Annotated in this window: 15 protein-coding genes; 9 read left to right on the forward strand and 6 right to left on the reverse strand. The window is 72.2% G+C overall.

Features of this window, described 5'->3' with window-relative positions; genetic code table 11:
• The first annotated feature begins 140 nt into the window (after positions 1–140).
• The 5 genes from fabG to AC4IHM_RS28330 all read left to right on the forward strand — a co-directional run bounded on the left by fabG (position 141) and on the right by AC4IHM_RS28330 (position 4904).
• Entirely contained in the window at positions 141–902 is a 762-nt protein-coding gene (gene fabG / locus AC4IHM_RS28310) for a 3-oxoacyl-ACP reductase FabG (RefSeq protein ID WP_490869791.1), read from the forward strand.
• 11 nt (positions 903–913) lie between these two features.
• The gene (locus AC4IHM_RS28315; RefSeq protein WP_490869792.1) at positions 914–1666 is read left to right on the forward strand and encodes an SDR family oxidoreductase; all 753 of its coding nucleotides are present in this window, start codon (positions 914–916) and stop codon (positions 1664–1666) included.
• 209 nt (positions 1667–1875) lie between these two features.
• The gene (locus AC4IHM_RS28320) at positions 1876–3483 is read left to right on the forward strand and encodes an ABC transporter substrate-binding protein (RefSeq protein WP_490869793.1); all 1608 of its coding nucleotides are present in this window, start codon (positions 1876–1878) and stop codon (positions 3481–3483) included.
• A gap of 73 nt (positions 3484–3556) precedes the next feature.
• Positions 3557–4240, forward strand: coding sequence for a uracil-DNA glycosylase (gene ung, locus AC4IHM_RS28325; protein ID WP_490869794.1), 684 nt, complete (start codon positions 3557–3559; stop codon positions 4238–4240).
• Positions 4241–4361: 121 nt separating this feature from the next.
• The gene (locus AC4IHM_RS28330) at positions 4362–4904 is read left to right on the forward strand and encodes a hypothetical protein (protein ID WP_490870966.1); all 543 of its coding nucleotides are present in this window, start codon (positions 4362–4364) and stop codon (positions 4902–4904) included.
• Between the two features lie 642 nt (positions 4905–5546).
• Here the strand turns inward: AC4IHM_RS28330 and AC4IHM_RS28335 are convergent.
• On the reverse strand, positions 5547–6059 hold the full coding sequence (locus AC4IHM_RS28335; RefSeq protein WP_490869795.1) for a DinB family protein: 513 nt from the start codon (positions 6057–6059) through the stop codon (positions 5547–5549).
• 155 nt (positions 6060–6214) lie between these two features.
• Between AC4IHM_RS28335 and AC4IHM_RS28340 the strand changes: the two genes are divergently transcribed.
• Positions 6215–7120 (forward strand): Gfo/Idh/MocA family protein, encoded by a 906-nt coding sequence (locus AC4IHM_RS28340; RefSeq protein WP_490869796.1) that lies wholly within the window; start codon positions 6215–6217, stop codon positions 7118–7120.
• Here the strand turns inward: AC4IHM_RS28340 and lnt are convergent.
• Entirely contained in the window at positions 7044–8618 is a 1575-nt protein-coding gene (gene lnt, locus AC4IHM_RS28345) for an apolipoprotein N-acyltransferase (protein ID WP_490869797.1), read from the reverse strand. The genes AC4IHM_RS28340 and lnt overlap by 77 nt on opposite strands.
• Positions 8619–8788: 170 nt before the next feature.
• Here lnt and AC4IHM_RS28350 point away from each other — a divergent pair, with 170 nt between their 5' ends.
• Positions 8789–9529 carry an SDR family oxidoreductase gene (locus AC4IHM_RS28350; protein WP_490869798.1) on the forward strand — a complete coding sequence of 247 codons (741 nt, stop codon included), beginning with the start codon at positions 8789–8791 and terminating at the stop codon, positions 9527–9529.
• 24 nt (positions 9530–9553) lie between these two features.
• Here AC4IHM_RS28350 and AC4IHM_RS28355 read toward each other — a convergent pair whose 3' ends face one another.
• From AC4IHM_RS28355 to AC4IHM_RS28365, 3 genes are all read right to left on the reverse strand, one after another.
• Positions 9554–9733, reverse strand: coding sequence for a hypothetical protein (locus tag AC4IHM_RS28355; protein WP_490869799.1), 180 nt, complete (start codon positions 9731–9733; stop codon positions 9554–9556).
• Between the two features lie 63 nt (positions 9734–9796).
• Positions 9797–10672 carry an undecaprenyl-diphosphate phosphatase gene (locus AC4IHM_RS28360; RefSeq protein WP_490869800.1) on the reverse strand — a complete coding sequence of 292 codons (876 nt, stop codon included), beginning with the start codon at positions 10670–10672 and terminating at the stop codon, positions 9797–9799.
• A 161-nt stretch (positions 10673–10833) separates the two neighbouring features.
• Positions 10834–11613, reverse strand: coding sequence for a TVP38/TMEM64 family protein (locus tag AC4IHM_RS28365; RefSeq protein WP_490869801.1), 780 nt, complete (start codon positions 11611–11613; stop codon positions 10834–10836).
• Between the two features lie 386 nt (positions 11614–11999).
• Between AC4IHM_RS28365 and tuf the strand changes: the two genes are divergently transcribed.
• Both tuf and AC4IHM_RS28375 read left to right on the forward strand, forming a co-directional pair.
• Positions 12000–13169 carry an elongation factor Tu gene (tuf, locus tag AC4IHM_RS28370; protein WP_490869802.1) on the forward strand — a complete coding sequence of 390 codons (1170 nt, stop codon included), beginning with the start codon at positions 12000–12002 and terminating at the stop codon, positions 13167–13169.
• A 99-nt stretch (positions 13170–13268) separates the two neighbouring features.
• Entirely contained in the window at positions 13269–14114 is an 846-nt protein-coding gene (locus AC4IHM_RS28375) for a spermidine synthase (protein ID WP_490869803.1), read from the forward strand.
• Positions 14115–14136: 22 nt separating this feature from the next.
• Here the strand turns inward: AC4IHM_RS28375 and AC4IHM_RS28380 are convergent, their stop codons facing one another.
• Positions 14137–15156, reverse strand: a complete 1020-nt coding sequence (locus AC4IHM_RS28380; RefSeq protein WP_490869804.1) for a DUF8017 domain-containing protein — start codon at positions 15154–15156, stop codon at positions 14137–14139.
• Between the last annotated feature and the right edge of the window lie 77 nt (positions 15157–15233).

The following is a 15233-nucleotide window of genomic DNA, read 5'->3' on the forward strand; positions in this document are numbered from 1 at the left end:
TGGATCACACCGGCCCGGTGTCCCGTTGACACCGGGTGCCAGGGCTTCTAGCGTCACGTCTGCGGAAGGTACTAAGCGGTCGCTCACTTTCGAGTGCACGCTCCGCACGGGCCGCATCCCCAGGACGAGGAGAAGCAGGAATGTCCACCACTGAGCAGCGGGTCGCCGTCGTCACCGGAGCCGCGCGCGGCATCGGTGCCGCCACCGCCGTACGACTGGCCGCCGAGGGCCGCGCCGTCGCCGTCATCGACCTCGACGAGGCCGCCTGCAAGGACACCGTGGAGAAGATCACCGCGGCCGGCGGCAGGGCGCTCGCGGTCGGCTGCAACGTCTCCGACGAGGCGCAGGTCGAGGCGGCCGTCGCGCGGATCACCGAGGAGCTGGGCGCGCCGACGATCCTGGTCAACAACGCGGGCGTGCTGCGCGACAACCTGCTGTTCAAGATGAGCGTCTCCGACTGGGACACCGTCATGAACGTGCATCTGCGCGGCGCCTTCCTGATGTCGAAGGCCTGTCAGAAGCACATGGTGGACGCCGGCTTCGGACGGATCGTCAATCTGTCCTCCTCCTCCGCGCTCGGCAACCGCGGGCAGGTCAACTACTCCGCCGCCAAGGCCGGTCTGCAGGGCTTCACCAAGACCCTCGCCAAGGAACTGGGCAAGTTCGGCGTCACCGCCAACGCCGTCGCCCCCGGCTTCATCGCCACCGAGATGACCAAGGCCACCGCCGACCGCGTCGGCATGGGCTTCGACGACTTCAAGGCGGCCGCCGCCACCCAGATCCCGGTCGCGCGCGTCGGCGAGCCCGACGACATCGCCAACGCCATCGCCTTCTTCACCGGCGAGGCGGCCGGCTTCGTATCCGGCCAGGTGCTGTACGTGGCCGGCGGACCGCTCGACTAGGGAACGCGGACATGACTGAACTCTCCGGCAAGGTCGCGCTCGTCACGGGCGCCAGCCGCGGCATCGGCTACGGAGTCGCCGAGGCGCTCGTCGCGCGCGGCGACCGGGTCTGCATCACCGGCCGCAACGAGGACGCCCTGAAGGAGGCCGTCGAAAGGCTCGGCCCCGACCGGGTCATCGGCGTCGCGGGCAAGGCGCACGACGAAACCCACCAGGCCGTCGCCGTCGAGCGGGTGATGGAGGCCTTCGGCCGCGTCGACTTCCTGGTCAACAACGCCGGTACCAACCCGGTGTTCGGGCCGATCGCCGACCTCGACCTGAACGTGGCGCGGAAGGTCTTCGAGACCAACGTGATCTCGGCGCTCGGCTTCGCCCAGCGCACCTGGCACGCCTGGCAGAAGGACAACGGCGGCGCGATCGTCAACATTGCCTCCGTGGCGGGCCTGTCCCCCTCGCCCTTCATCGCCGCGTACGGCGTCAGCAAGGCCGCGCTGATCAACCTCACCGCGCAGCTCGCGCACGAGTTCGCGCCCGGGGTGCGGGTCAACGCGATCGCCCCGGCCGTCGTGAAGACCAAGTTCGCCGCCGCCCTGTACGAGGGGCGCGAGGAGGAGGCCGCCGCGGGCTATCCGCTGGGCCGCCTCGGCGTGCCCTCCGACATCGGCGGTGCCGCCGCGTTCCTCACCTCGGAGCAGTCCGACTGGGTCACCGGTCAGACGCTCGTGGTCGACGGCGGCATCTTCCTCAACGCCGGCGTGGCCTGAATCCGGCCACCACCGACCCTGAGAACAGATCCCGGACACGGGCGCCGTCGACGAGAACGGCGCCCGTGTCCGTGCTCCGGGAGCACCGCGAAGATGACAACGTAGTCATCCTGAAATGATCAAAACCCCTGCTCAGAAGGGGGGTTCAGGTGGCGTGGCGCTGCGGTATGGTCTGCCGATCCCGGGACGGCGGATCGAGGAGCGTGCGTGTGTTAAACGGGAACCGAGGCCTGCGGCGGGTGGCGGCCATCGTGTCCATGTCGTCGCTGGTCGCCGGATGCGGCGTTCTGTCGCCCGACGGCTCCAAGGACGAGGGGCCGATCGCCGTGGGAACGACCAGCGCTCCCAGCACGCTGGACCCGGCGGCCTCCTGGGACGGCTCCTGGGAGCTGTTCCGCAACGTCTACCAGACGCTGCTCGGTTACCCCAACGGTGCGACCACGCCTCAGCCCGACGCCGCCGAGACGTGCGCGTTCACCGACTCCTCGAACCAGGTGTACCGCTGCGAGCTGCGCGAGGGCCTGACCTTCTCCAACGGGCGCCGGCTGGACGCCCGAGCGGTCAAGTACTCGATCGACCGGATCAAGGACATCAACGTCAACGGCGGTCCCGCCGGCCTGCTGGGCAGCCTCGAACGGGTCCAGGCGCCCAGCGGGCGCGAGGTCGTCTTCCACCTCAACAAGCCCGACGCCACCTTCCCGTTCGTGCTCGCCACACCCGCGATGTCGATCGTCGACCCCGGCGGCTACCCGAAGGACGCCCTGCGCGAGGACGGCAGGGCCGTGGGCTCCGGCCCGTACACGCTCCGGTCGTACGAGGACGGCGAGCGGGCCGACCTGGTCCGCAACGACCGCTACAAGGGCCTCGCCGACCGCCGCAACAACGCGGTGACCATCCGCTACTTCAAGGACTCCGCCGGCATGGTGAAGTCGCTGCGCGACGGCGGGATCCAGGTCACCTACCGAGGCCTCGCGGCCGACAACGTCATCACGCTGCAGAGCGGGGCAGGCAAGGCCGGCGGCAAGGACGGCAAGGACACCCACCTGCAACTGGTCGAGGGCAGTGGTACGGAGATCAGCTACCTCGTCTTCAATCCCCGGGACAGATGGGCGGGCCGCAGGGAAGTACGCCGGGCCGTCGCCCAGGTGCTCGACCGGGCCGTGATCGCCCACAGGATCTACCGGGACACCGTCGACCCCCTGTACTCGATGGTCCCCAAGGGCCTGACCGGTCACACCACGGGCTTCTTCGACAACTACGGCGACCCCAGCATCGCCAAGGCCCGCGGGATGCTCACCGACGCCGGCATCGCCACCCCCGTCCCGCTCACCCTCTGGTACACGACCGACCGCTACGGCTCCGAGACGGCGCGGGAGTTCGACGAGATCAAGCGCCAGCTCGACGCCTCGGGCCTGTTCACGGTCACCCTGAAGAGCCGCCCCTGGAAGACGTACGTCACGGGCTACCAGAAGGGCGAGTACCCGGTCTTCGGACGCGGCTGGTCGCCCGACTTCCCGGACGCGGAGAACTTCATCGCCCCCTTCGTGGGCGAGCAGAACGCGCTCGGCACCCCCTACCCGGCCCCGGAGATCACCGGCGATCTGCTGCCGCGCTCGCGCCGGGAGAGCGACCGCGGCAAGGTGGAGGAGGAGTTCGAGCGGGCGCAGCAGATCCTGGTGGACGACGCACGGCTGCTGCCGCTGTGGCAGGGCAAGCAGTACGTGGCCGCCCACACGGACATCTCGGGTGCGGAGCAGGCCATGGACCCCTCGACGATCATGATGATGTGGCAGCTCCGCCGCAAGACCAGTTGGTAGGCGCGTCGATTGTCAGTGGTCGCCGGTAGGTTCTTCAGCACCGGAAGCGACCGCACAGTGTAAGGAAGTCGACGTGACCGACATCGCCATGCTGCCCGAGTCCTGGCACGAGGTGCTGGGGGGCGAACTGCAGGAGCCCTATTTCAAGGAGCTGATGGAGTTCGTCGAGGAGGAGCGGGCGCAGGGCCCTGTCTATCCCCCGCGCGAGGAGGTCTTCGCCGCGCTCGATGCCACGCCGTACGACCGGGTGAAGGTGCTGGTCCTCGGGCAGGACCCGTACCACGGCGAGGGGCAGGGGCACGGGCTGTGCTTCTCGGTCCGGCCGGGTGTGAAGGTCCCGCCCTCCCTGCGGAACATCTACAAGGAGATGCACGCGGAGCTGGGCACCCCGATCCCGGACAACGGCTATCTGATGCCCTGGGCCGAGCAGGGCGTCCTGTTGCTCAACGCGGTGCTCACGGTCCGGGCCGGTGAGGCGAATTCGCACAAGTCCCGCGGCTGGGAGCTGTTCACCGACGCGGTGATCCGCGCGGTGGCCCGCCGGCCCGACCCGGCGGTGTTCGTGCTGTGGGGCAACTACGCGCAGAAGAAGCTGCCGCTGATCGACGAGACACGGCACGTGGTGGTCAAGGGCGCGCACCCCTCGCCGCTGTCGGCGAAGAAGTTCTTCGGGTCCCGGCCGTTCACGCAGATCAACGAGGCGGTCGCGCGCCAGGGTCACGAGCCGATCGACTGGACCATCCCGAACCTGGGCTGACCGGGCGTGCGGGCCGGTCAGCCATCGCCCGGCCCGCGCGCGTCGCGGTGCCGCCTGACGGGGAATGCGGATGCCTGCGGTTAGCGTCGTCGGGACAGCCGACGAGGGCACGGAGGACGCGGTGGCCAAGGGACAGGAGCAGGCGGCGCCGGATGCCGTGCTGACGCGGATCGGGCAGGTCGTCATGCTGCATCACGCGGGTGACCGCGAGGAGGCCCGGCACCGTTTCCTCGCCCTGTGGGCGGAGATCGGCGAGCACGGGGATCCCCTGCACCGCTGCACACTGGCCCACTACCTGGCCGACACCCAGGACGATCCGGGAGACGAACTGGCCTGGGACCTACGGGCGTTGTCGGCCGCCGAGGAACTCATCGAGGACCGCCCCGCCGAGCCGCACGCAGGCGCGTCCGCCGCGCGCGCCCTCTCCCCCTCGCTCCATCTGAACCTGGCCGTGGACTACGACCGCCTCGGCCACCACGAGGCCGCCCGCCTCCACCTGCGGCGTGCCCGGGGCGCGGCCGAGTCGCTCGCCCCCGGCCGCTACGGAGAGGGCGTGCGCGCGGCGATCGACCGGCTGGAGCGACGCCTGGCCGACGCCGGCCGCACCAAGGACGGGCCCGACCGGCCCGACGGATGGCGCAGGCCACCGCGGCAGCGGCCGTAGGCCCGGCCCCTTCACGCGGCCCGGAGCGGGGCTCAGTCGCCGTACGCCTGCTCGCAGATGCGGGCCTCGGGGCTGCCCGGCCGCCAGCCGCCGTACCGCTTGCCCAGTGAGCACACGTCCGCGTTCTTGCCGGCGTCCTCGCCGGACGGCCGGGGAAGGTCGGGGACCCTGGGGGAGGCTGCCCCGGCCCCCGAGTCCGCTCGGACGTCCCGGGCAGGGCGGGCGCGGGCTGCCCGGGGTGGACACCGGCGGCCGGTGGTTGTCCCTCGGGCGTGCTCCCGGGCTTCACTCCGCGTGGTTCGCCGGATGCCGGGCCCGCGGTGGGGGAGGGGCCGATCAGCTCCAGCGCCTCACGGGCCGGGGCCTGCGCGACCCGCGGCTGGGCCGGGCCCTCCGGACGCGGCGCGGACGAGTGGGCGCCGGCCGCCGACGGGTCGGCCGCGGGCGGACCCTGGACGGTCGTACATCCGGTCAGGGCCGAGAGCGCCACGATTGCCAGAAGCGTTGCGGTGGTCGTCGTTCGATGCACCCGGGCCACTTTGCTGGGTCGGGCCTCCTTCACCATGCCCGGACAAGCGGAGGTTGCCCCGCACGGGTGATCTCCTGCCCCGTACGGAGGCTCCCGCGTCGCCGAAGGTGACGTCATTCTCCGGTGGCGCCGTCGAGGCGTTCGCGGATCAGGTCGGCGTGTCCGTTGTGACGCGCGTACTCCTCGATCATGTGGGTGTGGATCCAGCGCAGGGTGGACCCTTCACCGGTGCGCAGGTGCTTTCCGCGGGTCGGCTCGTCGAGGCCGACGCCGGCCGCATTGCGCCGGGCCGCCTCGATCTCGGCGTGCCAGGTGGCGAGGGCCTCTTCCCAGCTGTCCTCCCCGGTCGCACGGAAGTCGCCGTCCGGGTCCTCGTCGGTGTAGTAGATCGGGCCCGCGTCCTCCCCGGCCAGCACCCGGCGGTACCAGCTCCGCTCCACCTCGGCCATGTGCCGCACCAGCCCCATCAGGGACAACGGCGACGGTGGCACGGCGGCCGTCCTCAGCTGCTCTTCGGTGAGGCCCGCGCACTTCCACGCGAGGGTCTGCCGGTGATAGTCCACCCAGCCCTCCAGCATGGTGCGTTCGTCGGCGTCATGGGCGGGTTCGCGGCGCTCGGTCGTCATGTCGGCATCCTCACCCACGCGGGCCCGCTCCACCACGGGTTTTCACCCGTCCGGCATCTCCCGCCGTCCGCCCGCACTTCCCGCAGGCCCGGCGCCGCGGCCCCCGTATGCTTCCGGGCGGACCCTGGTCGGCGAACGTCAAAGGAGTACACCCCGTGAAGGTCGGCTGCATCGGACTCGGCGACATCGCGCGGAAGGCCTATCTGCCGGTGCTCTCCGCCCTGCCCGGGGTCGAACTGCACCTGGAGACCCGCACCCCGGCGACGCTCGCCCGGGTCGCCGACGGCCTGCGCCTTCCGGGCGGGCAGCGCCACAGCGACCTCGGCTCGCTCCTCGCCCAGGGCCTCGACGCCGCCTTCGTGCACGCCCCGACGGCCGCGCACCCGCAGATCGTGACCAGGCTGCTGGAAGCCGGCGTCCCCACCTACGTCGACAAGCCGCTCGCCTACGAACTCGCCGACTCCGAACGCCTGGTGAACCTCGCCGAGCGGCGCGGGACCGGCCTGGCCGTCGGCTTCAACCGGCGCCACGCCCCCGGGTACTCGCAGTGCGCCGAGCACCCGCGCGAGCTGATCCTCATGCAGAAGAACCGCACGGGCCTGCCCGAGGATCCGCGCACGATGATCCTCGACGACTTCATCCACGTCGTCGACACGCTGCGGTTCCTGGTGCCGGGACCGGTCGACGACGTGACCGTGCGCGCCCGGGTCGAGAACGGCCTGCTCCACCACGTCGTGCTCCAGCTCGCCGGGGACGGCTTCACCGCGCTCGGCGTCATGAACCGGCGCAACGGCTCGGCGGAGGAGATCCTGGAGGTCTCCGGCCAGGACAGCAAGCGCCAGGTCGTCAACCTCGCCGAGGTGATCGACCACAAGGGCCAGCCGACGGTGCGCCGGCGCGGCGACTGGGTGCCGGTGGCCCGGCAGCGCGGCATCGAACAGGCGGTGCTCACCTTCCTCGACGCCGTGCGCGCGGGCACGGTACTCAGCGCCCGGGACGCGCTGGAGACCCATGAGCTGTGCGAGCGGGTGGTACGCGCGGTGTACGAGGGTGCCGCCTGAGCTGCACCGCCCGTACGCCCTCGGTCGCGGCCCACGCCGCCAGGATCAGCAGCGCCGCGTGCACCGTCCAGTCGCCGAGGCGGACGTAGGGTGTGCTGCCGTGCGCGAGCGGGACCTCGTACACCCGTGAGGCGCTCGCGTCGGTGCCGAGCCGGGAGCCGATCCGCGCGCCGCTCGCGTCGTAGACCGCGGAGACGCCGGTCAGGGTCGCGTGCACCATCGGGCGGCCGGTCTCGGCGGCGCGCAGCGCGGCGAGCGAGGCGTGCTGCTCTGGCGCCCAGGTGTGCTGGAAGGTCGACGTCGACGACTGGGCGAGCAGCAGCTCGGCGCCGTCGGCGGCCAGTTGGCGGCTCATGTCGGGAAACGCGCTCTCGAAGCACACCATCGGCCCGATCCGCAGCCCGTCCCCGACCTCCATCACCACCTGCTCGGTGCCCCGCCTGCGGTCCTCGCCCGCCGCCTTGCCGACCGAGGTGGCCCAGCCGAGCAGGGAGCGGGCCGGCACATACTCGCCGAAGGGAACGAGCCGCATCTTGTCGTACCGGTCGCCGGTCGGGCCCCCGGGACCGACGAGCACCGAACTCTTGTGGATGCCGGGCCTGTCGGAGCGCCGGGCGTCCACGTTGACCAGGATGTCCGCGCCGGTCTCCCGCGACAGCGCGGCGAGCCGCCGGGCCAGGTCGGGCCGGTCGGCCAGGTCGAAGCCGACGCTGCTCTCGCCCCAGACGACCAGGTCGAGGTCGCGGCCGGCGAGCCGGCGGGTCAGCCGTTCCTCCCGGTCGAAGCGCCGGTCGGCGCTGCCCGCCCCGGCGACCACGCCGGGCTGCACCACGGCGATCGCGACGTGCCCCTCGGTGTCGGGGCGCGGGGACCAGACCCAGGCCGCGCAGGCGGCGGCGACGACGGCGGCGAGCCCGGCCAGGGCGGGCAACCGGGCCCGGCGCACGGCGACGAGAACGGCGACGGCGACATTGACCGCCACCACCAGGAAGCTGAGCAGCCACACCCCGCCCACCGAGGCGAGCCGCAGCGCGGGGGCCACCTGCCACTGACTGGCGCCGAGCATCCCCCAGGGACCGCCGAGCCCCTGCCAGGAACGGACCAGCTCCGCGGCCAGCCAGCCCGAGGGCAGCACCACGAGCGCCGTCGCGACCCCGCGGGCCGAGGGCGCCCCGCCCAGCAGCCGCCGCACCAGCCAGCCCCACGGCGCCCACAGCGCGCCCAGCAGCGCGGCGATGACGAACGTGAACACATGCAGGTTCGGCAGCAGCCAGTGGTGCATGACCAGGACGAACCCGAACCCGCCGCACCACCCGTCGTACGCCGCCCGCTTCCCGCCCGGCGCGGTACGGGCCAGCAGGATCCACGGGACCAGTGCGATCCAGGCCCACCACCACAGGGCGGGCCCCGGGAAGGCGAACACGGGCAGCGCGCCGGCGAGTACGGCGGCGCCCGAGCGGCGCCACGGGGAGGCGAGCCAGTGGCCGAGCGTCTTCATGGGCGCCTCCCTACCCCGTGATCCATGTCCTGTGCGCTCGCGACGAGGGCGAGTTCAGTTGATCACACCGGACGCCGACGGCGGAGAAGGCGCCGGATGTCCCACGGAGCCTGGTCGGCCCCCACCATCCCGCCTAGGATGATCGATGATCGATCAAATTGGAGGTATTCATGGCGCGGCCCATCACGGTGGTCACCGGTGGCAGCCGGGGAATCGGCGCGGCGACCTGTCTGCGTCTCGCGGCGGACGGGCACGATCTCGTCGTGGGCTACGCGCACGACGCGACGGCGGCCGAGACGGTCGCGGCGGGCGTACGGGAGGCGGGCGGCCGGGCGCTCGCGGTGCGGGCGGACACGGCGGCCGAGGCCGACGTGGAGCGGCTCTTCGACGTGGCGCAGGAGCGGCTCGGGCCGGTGACGGGCCTGGTGAACAACGCGGCCGTGACCGGGCCGCTGGGACGGCTCGCCGACACCGACACCGCGCACCTGCGCCGGGTCCTCGACGTCAATCTGCTGGGCGTGCTGCTGTGCGCCCGGCGCGCCGCGCGGCTCATGACGGCGCGGGGCAACGGCGTGATCGTGAACGTGTCGTCGGGCGCCGCGACCCTCGGCAGCCCGGGGGAGTACGTCCACTACGCGGCGACCAAGGCGGGTGTCGACGCGCTGACGCTGGGCCTGGCCAAGGAACTCGGCCCGGACGGCGTCCGCGTCAACGCCGTCGCGCCCGGCGTCGTCGACACCGGGATGCACGCGGCGATGGGCGATCCCGGCCGGGCGCTTCGGATGGGGCCGGCCGTGCCCCTGGGGCGTGCGGGCCGGGCGGAGGAGATCGCCGCGGCGATCTCCTGGCTGATGTCGCCCGACGCGTCGTACACGACGGGGACCGTGCTTCGGGTGGCGGGCGGGCGCTGACCCGGGGCGGGCGGCGCCGGCGGGTCAGGCGGCCTCGATGACCTCGCCGCGGATCGCGGTCGCCCACTCGACCACCAGCAACTCGTACTCCACACGCTCCTGTGCCGTCAGGCACCCGCCCGCGCGCCGCCACAGCGCACGGATCTGATCGTTCAGCTCCGCGGCGGAACGCGCGGAACCAGGAGTCACGTAATCGGGGGACATGCGGACAAGCCTAGGGGCAAGCACTGACAGTGCGCTACCGGACGGCTACCCGGGCGGGTGCGGTCAGCCCGCCGACTCCGCGGCGTGCGGGCTGAGCGCGCCCGTCGCGACCAGGGCGATGATGACGATGCCGAGCGCGATGCGGTACCAGACGAACGGCATGAAGCTCTTCGTCGAGATGAACTTCATGAACCAGGCGATGACCGCGTATCCGGAGCCGAAGGCGATGACCGTCGCGAAGAGCGTCGGCCCCCAGGCGACATGGTCGCTCTCCATCGCGTCCTTGAGTTCGAACACCCCGGAGGCGAGCACCGCAGGGACGGCGAGCAGGAACGAGTACCGGGCGGCGGCCTCGCGCCGGTAGCCCATGAAGAGGCCGCCGCTGATGGTCGCGCCGGAGCGGGAGACGCCGGGGATGAGGGCCATGGCCTGGCAGAGGCCGTAGATCAGGCCGTCCCGGACACCCAGGTTCTCCAGCTCCTTGCGCTGCTGGGGTGCGCGGTGCCGGCCGCCCCTCTCGTCCCGCGCGGCCATCCGGTCCGCGACGCCGATGACGATGCCGACGACGATCAGCATGGTCGCGGTGACCCGCAGGTCCCGGAACGGCCCCTCGATCTCGTCCTTCAGCGTGAGGCCGAGCACGCCGATCGGGATCGAGCCGACGATCACCAGCCAGCCCATGCGCGCGTCGGGATTGTGGCGCATCGACTTGCTCGTGAGCGAGCGGGTCCACGCCGAGATGATCCGCCCGATGTCCTTGCGGAAGTAGATGAGGACGGCCGCCTCGGTGCCGATCTGCGTGATCGCGGTGAAGGCGGCTCCCGGGTCGTGCCAGCCCGAGAACGCGGCGGTCAGGCGCAGGTGCGCGCTGGAGGACACGGGGAGGAACTCGGTCAGCCCCTGGACGAGTCCGAGGATGAGGGATTCAAACCAAGACATGAAGTTACGAAGTCCAAGTGCCGATCGAGAAACGGGCGAAGGACACGCCGGACCGCCGTACGCGGTGCGCGATGATCAGGACCTGGCGTGCCGAGGGGCAGCGTAGCGCCCCCGGGTGAAATCGAGTCGACAGGGGTGGAGGGCCCCGGTATGACGCCCGGTCACTGTCCGCGCAGCCGGTGCCGCTTGCGCCAGGCCACCACCGCGCCCGCCAGCCCCGGCAGGGCGATGCAGGCCAGCGCGATCAGGAAGGCCGGCGATGTCGGCGTCGAGGCCCGAGCGCCGGCGACGACGTAGGCGGCGGTGTTGGGGATCGACCCGAGCCCGGTCGCCAGCAGGAAGGGCACCAGGCCCATGCGGGAGACGGCCGCGCAGTAGTTGGCGGCGGCGAACGGCACCCCGGGGAACAGGCGCGCGGCCAGCATCGAGCGGAAGCCGTGCCGGCTGAGCTGCCCGTCCGCGGCCCGCAGCCACCTGCCCCGCAGCAGCGGGCGCAGCGCCTCCTGGCCCAGCACGCGGCCGAGGCAGAAGGCGATCCCGGCGCCGAGCACCGTCCCGGCCAGCGCCGAGGCGAGGCCCAGCTGCGATCCGAACAGGGCGCCCGCGGCGAGGTTCAGCAGCGGGCGCGGCACGAAGGCGACGGTGCACAGCCCGTACGCGACCGCGTAGGCGACGGCCGCCGCGGCGCCGCCGAGCTGCGGTGGCCAGCCGTGGGTCAGCATGTGCTGCGGCTGGAACAGCACGACCGCCGTCGCGGCCGAGGCCAGCAGGGCGATCAGCAGGGAGAGCCGGGACCACGGAGAGAGCAGCGCTCTCGTCACGCGGGCGGCGAGGCCGGCCGGTACGACCGGCCCGACGGAGGTGGCGGCGGCGAGCCGCGTCGCGGTGGTCCGGGGAGAGACCGTGGCAGTGCCCCCAGAGCGGTTGGTGGCATCGAGCATCCGGTGACACTAACCGACCCATGTGTGTGATCGCCGTATGGTGCGTCTCACGAACGTCACAGCCGGGCGAATTCCTGCCGTGCCGCGCGGCGTCCACGGGCCCCCGCGGGGCGGGCGGATCCGGAAGACCCCCGAACTCCCGTGCCGTCGAAAACCATTCGACGTGGGACAGGGCGTCGGCGATGATCGGCGTCATGTTCCGGTACGCCTTCCACCTCGCAGCATCCGCGGTCGCGGATGCCCCGAAGGCTGCCGTTCCCTTCTTCACGGCCGCAGCCGACGGCGCCCGAAGCTGACCCTCCCCGGATCGTCCGGCGGACCCCGCAGGGGAGGGTCGGCGGGTCACCGGGGTCCCCATCACCGCCACGAGGCTTCGAGGTAGCGCCATGTCCAAGACGGCGTACGTCCGCACCAAACCACACCTGAACATCGGCACGATGGGCCATGTCGACCACGGCAAGACCACCCTGACCGCCGCCATCACCAAGGTCCTCGCCGAGCGCGGCGGCGGCACGTTCGTGCCGTTCGACCGCATCGACCGCGCCCCCGAGGAGGCGGCGCGCGGCATCACCATCAACATCGCGCACGTCGAGTACGAGACCGACACCCGGCACTACGCGCACGTGGACATGCCGGGTCACGCCGACTACGTGAAGAACATGGTCACCGGCGCCGCCCAGCTCGACGGCGCGATCCTCGTCGTCTCCGCGCTGGACGGGATCATGCCGCAGACCGCCGAACACGTCCTGCTCGCCCGGCAGGTGGGCGTCGACCACATCGTGGTCGCGCTCAACAAGGCCGACGCCGGGGACGAGGAGCTGACCGACCTCGTGGAACTGGAGGTCCGCGAGCTGCTCACCGCGCACGGCTACGGCGGCGACGCGGTGCCCGTCGTACGGGTCTCGGGGCTGAAGGCCCTGGAGGGCGACCCTCGGTGGACGGCGTCCGTGGAGGCGCTGCTCGACGCCGTGGACACGTATGTGCCCATGCCCGAGCGGTATCTGGACGCGCCGTTCCTGCTGCCGGTGGAGAACGTGCTCACCATCACCGGCCGCGGCACCGTCGTCACCGGAGCGGTCGAGCGCGGCACCGTCCGCGTCGGGGACCGGGTCGAGGTGCTCGGCGCGGCGGCCGAGACCGTGGTCACCGGCCTGGAGACCTTCGGCAAGCCGATGCAGGAGGCGCAGGCCGGAGACAATGTGGCGCTGCTGCTGCGCGGTGTCGCCCGTGACACGGTGCGCCGGGGGCACGTGGTCGCCGCACCCGGCAGTGTCGTGCCCGCGCGGCGCTTCACGGCCCGGGTCTATGTGCTGTCGGCGCGCGAGGGCGGGCGCTCCACCCCGGTCGCCACCGGTTACCGGCCGCAGTTCTACATCCGGACCGCGGACGTGGTGGGGGACGTCGACCTCGGCGAGACGGCCGTCGCCCGGCCCGGCGACACGGTCACGATGACGGTGGAGCTGGGACGGGACGTGCCGCTGGAGACAGGGCTCGGATTCGCCGTCCGCGAGGGCGGCAGGACGGTGGGGGCGGGGACGGTGACCGCGGTCGGGTGAAGCGCGCCCGGCCGTGAGTGGGGGACCGCGGGGCCGTGGCGGCCGGTCGCGCGGTTCCCCGCGTCCCTCGCGGCGCCGCCCCGGCCGCACAATGGAGCGGTGAACGAAGCCATACCCGTCAGCCGCGTCACCGACCACGGCACCGCCAAGCTCATGCCCGACGTCGACCGGCGGCGGGCCTGGCTGCTCACCGTGGACGGCGCACCGCAGTCCTACGTCGACCTGGACGAGCCGGAGCACCTGGAGTTCGAGTACACGCGCCGGCTCGGCCACGTCCTGGACACGGTCGCCGAGCCGGGACGCGCGCTGGACGTGCTGCACCTCGGCGGCGGCGCGTTCACCCTGCCCCGGTACCTGGCCGCGACCCGGCCCGGCTCGCGGCAGGATGTCGTGGAGGCCGACCGGGGTCTGCTGGACCTGGTCGCCGAGCACCTGCCGCTCGCGGACGGCGCCGGCGTCACCGTGCACGGTGCGGATGCCCGCGCCTGGCTGGAGGCCGCCCCCGCGGACTCGGCGGACATCCTGGTCGCCAACGTCTTCGGCGGCTCACGGGTGCCCGCGCATCTGACCTCCGTCGACTACGTCCGCGAGGCGGCCCGGGTTCTGCGGGCCGACGGGGTGTACACGGCCAACCTGGCCGACACGGCGCCCTTCCACTTCCTGCGCGGCCAACTGGCCGGGTTCGCCACCGTCTTCGAGGAGCTGGCGCTGATCGCCGAACCGGGGATGCTGCGCGGACGCCGCTTCGGCAACGCGGTCCTCGTCGCCGCGCACCGGCCCCTCGACACCGGGGCACTGGCCCGGCGCACCGCCGCCGACGCCTTCCCGGCCAGGGTCGAACACGGGCCCGCCCTGCGCAAGTTCATCGGCGACGGGCGCCCGGTGCGGGACGCGGACGCCGTGCCGTCGCCCGAGCCGCCCGCGGGGGCGTTCGGCATCGGCTGAGCGGCGCCCGCCGTACCGCGTCCTACGACTCGGTCGGCGCTTCCTCGGTCAGGCGCACGGTGCTCAGGATCTTCTGGACCGTGGCCTCCGGGATCTCGTCGGTGACACCCTTGGGGCCGTACAGGTTCCAGGTGACGAAGTCGCCGGCGCCGTTCTGGAACGCGAAGGTGATCGCCTTGCCCTCGGTGTCGCACTTGCCCTTGCGCGGAGCGCCCTCCGAGTAGGCGGTGATGACGCTGCCCTTGATGCCGGACGCCGTGGTGTAGGGCTTCGGCTTGCCGTACTTCACGCTCTTCTTGTCCGGCTCGGTGTAACCGCCGTAGATCCACCACGGCACTCGCGTCTCGGCCGCCATGTCCGTGTTCTTGGCGCCGCTCTCACCGCGGGTACCGGCGGTGGCGAGAGCGGTGCTCTCCTTGCGGCCGTCCTTGTTCTCGTCGGCCGTGCACCACTCGGACTTCAGGTAGGCCGGGGCGGTGACGCTGGTGCGCTCGGTCTTTCCGTCCTCCTCCCACTCGAAGCCGACGCTGGTGTCGGTGCTGTCGATCTCCCACTCGGCGGGCACGTCGAACATGGTGCCGAAGCGCGGGTTGGCGACGACCTTCCAGCCGTCGACGGTCGCCTTCGCGTCGTCACCACCGCGAGGGTTGTCCTCGGAGGCGGACGCGCTCGGGTCGGCGGACGGGGCGTCGGACTTCTCCGCGGGCGCGCTCGCCGACGGCTTCCTGTCCTTGCCGTTGTCCGCCTGGTCGTCCTTGTCACCGCCCAGGACCAGGAACCCGGTGACACCGGCGGCCACCACCACGGCGAGCGCCGCGACGATCGCGACCAGCTTCGTCCGGTTGCCGCCGCCGCCACCGCCCGGCGGCGGCTGCGGGGCCCCGGCGGGCTGCGGAGCGCCCCACTGCTGCTGGCCGTACGCGCCGGGCTGCTGCTGGTAGCCGGGCTGCTGGTAGGGATTGGGCTGTTGGTACCCCGGCTGCTGGTACGGATTGTTCTGCGGGTTCTGCTCGCCCCCGGGCGGCTGCTGTCCTGGCCACATGGGCAGTCACCCTAGTGCCGCGCAGGACACGATTCGGTCACCGGCCCTTGTCAGGGACGTACCGAAGTGGGGAAAGC

Source organism: Streptomyces sp. SL06, from assembly GCF_058244745.1.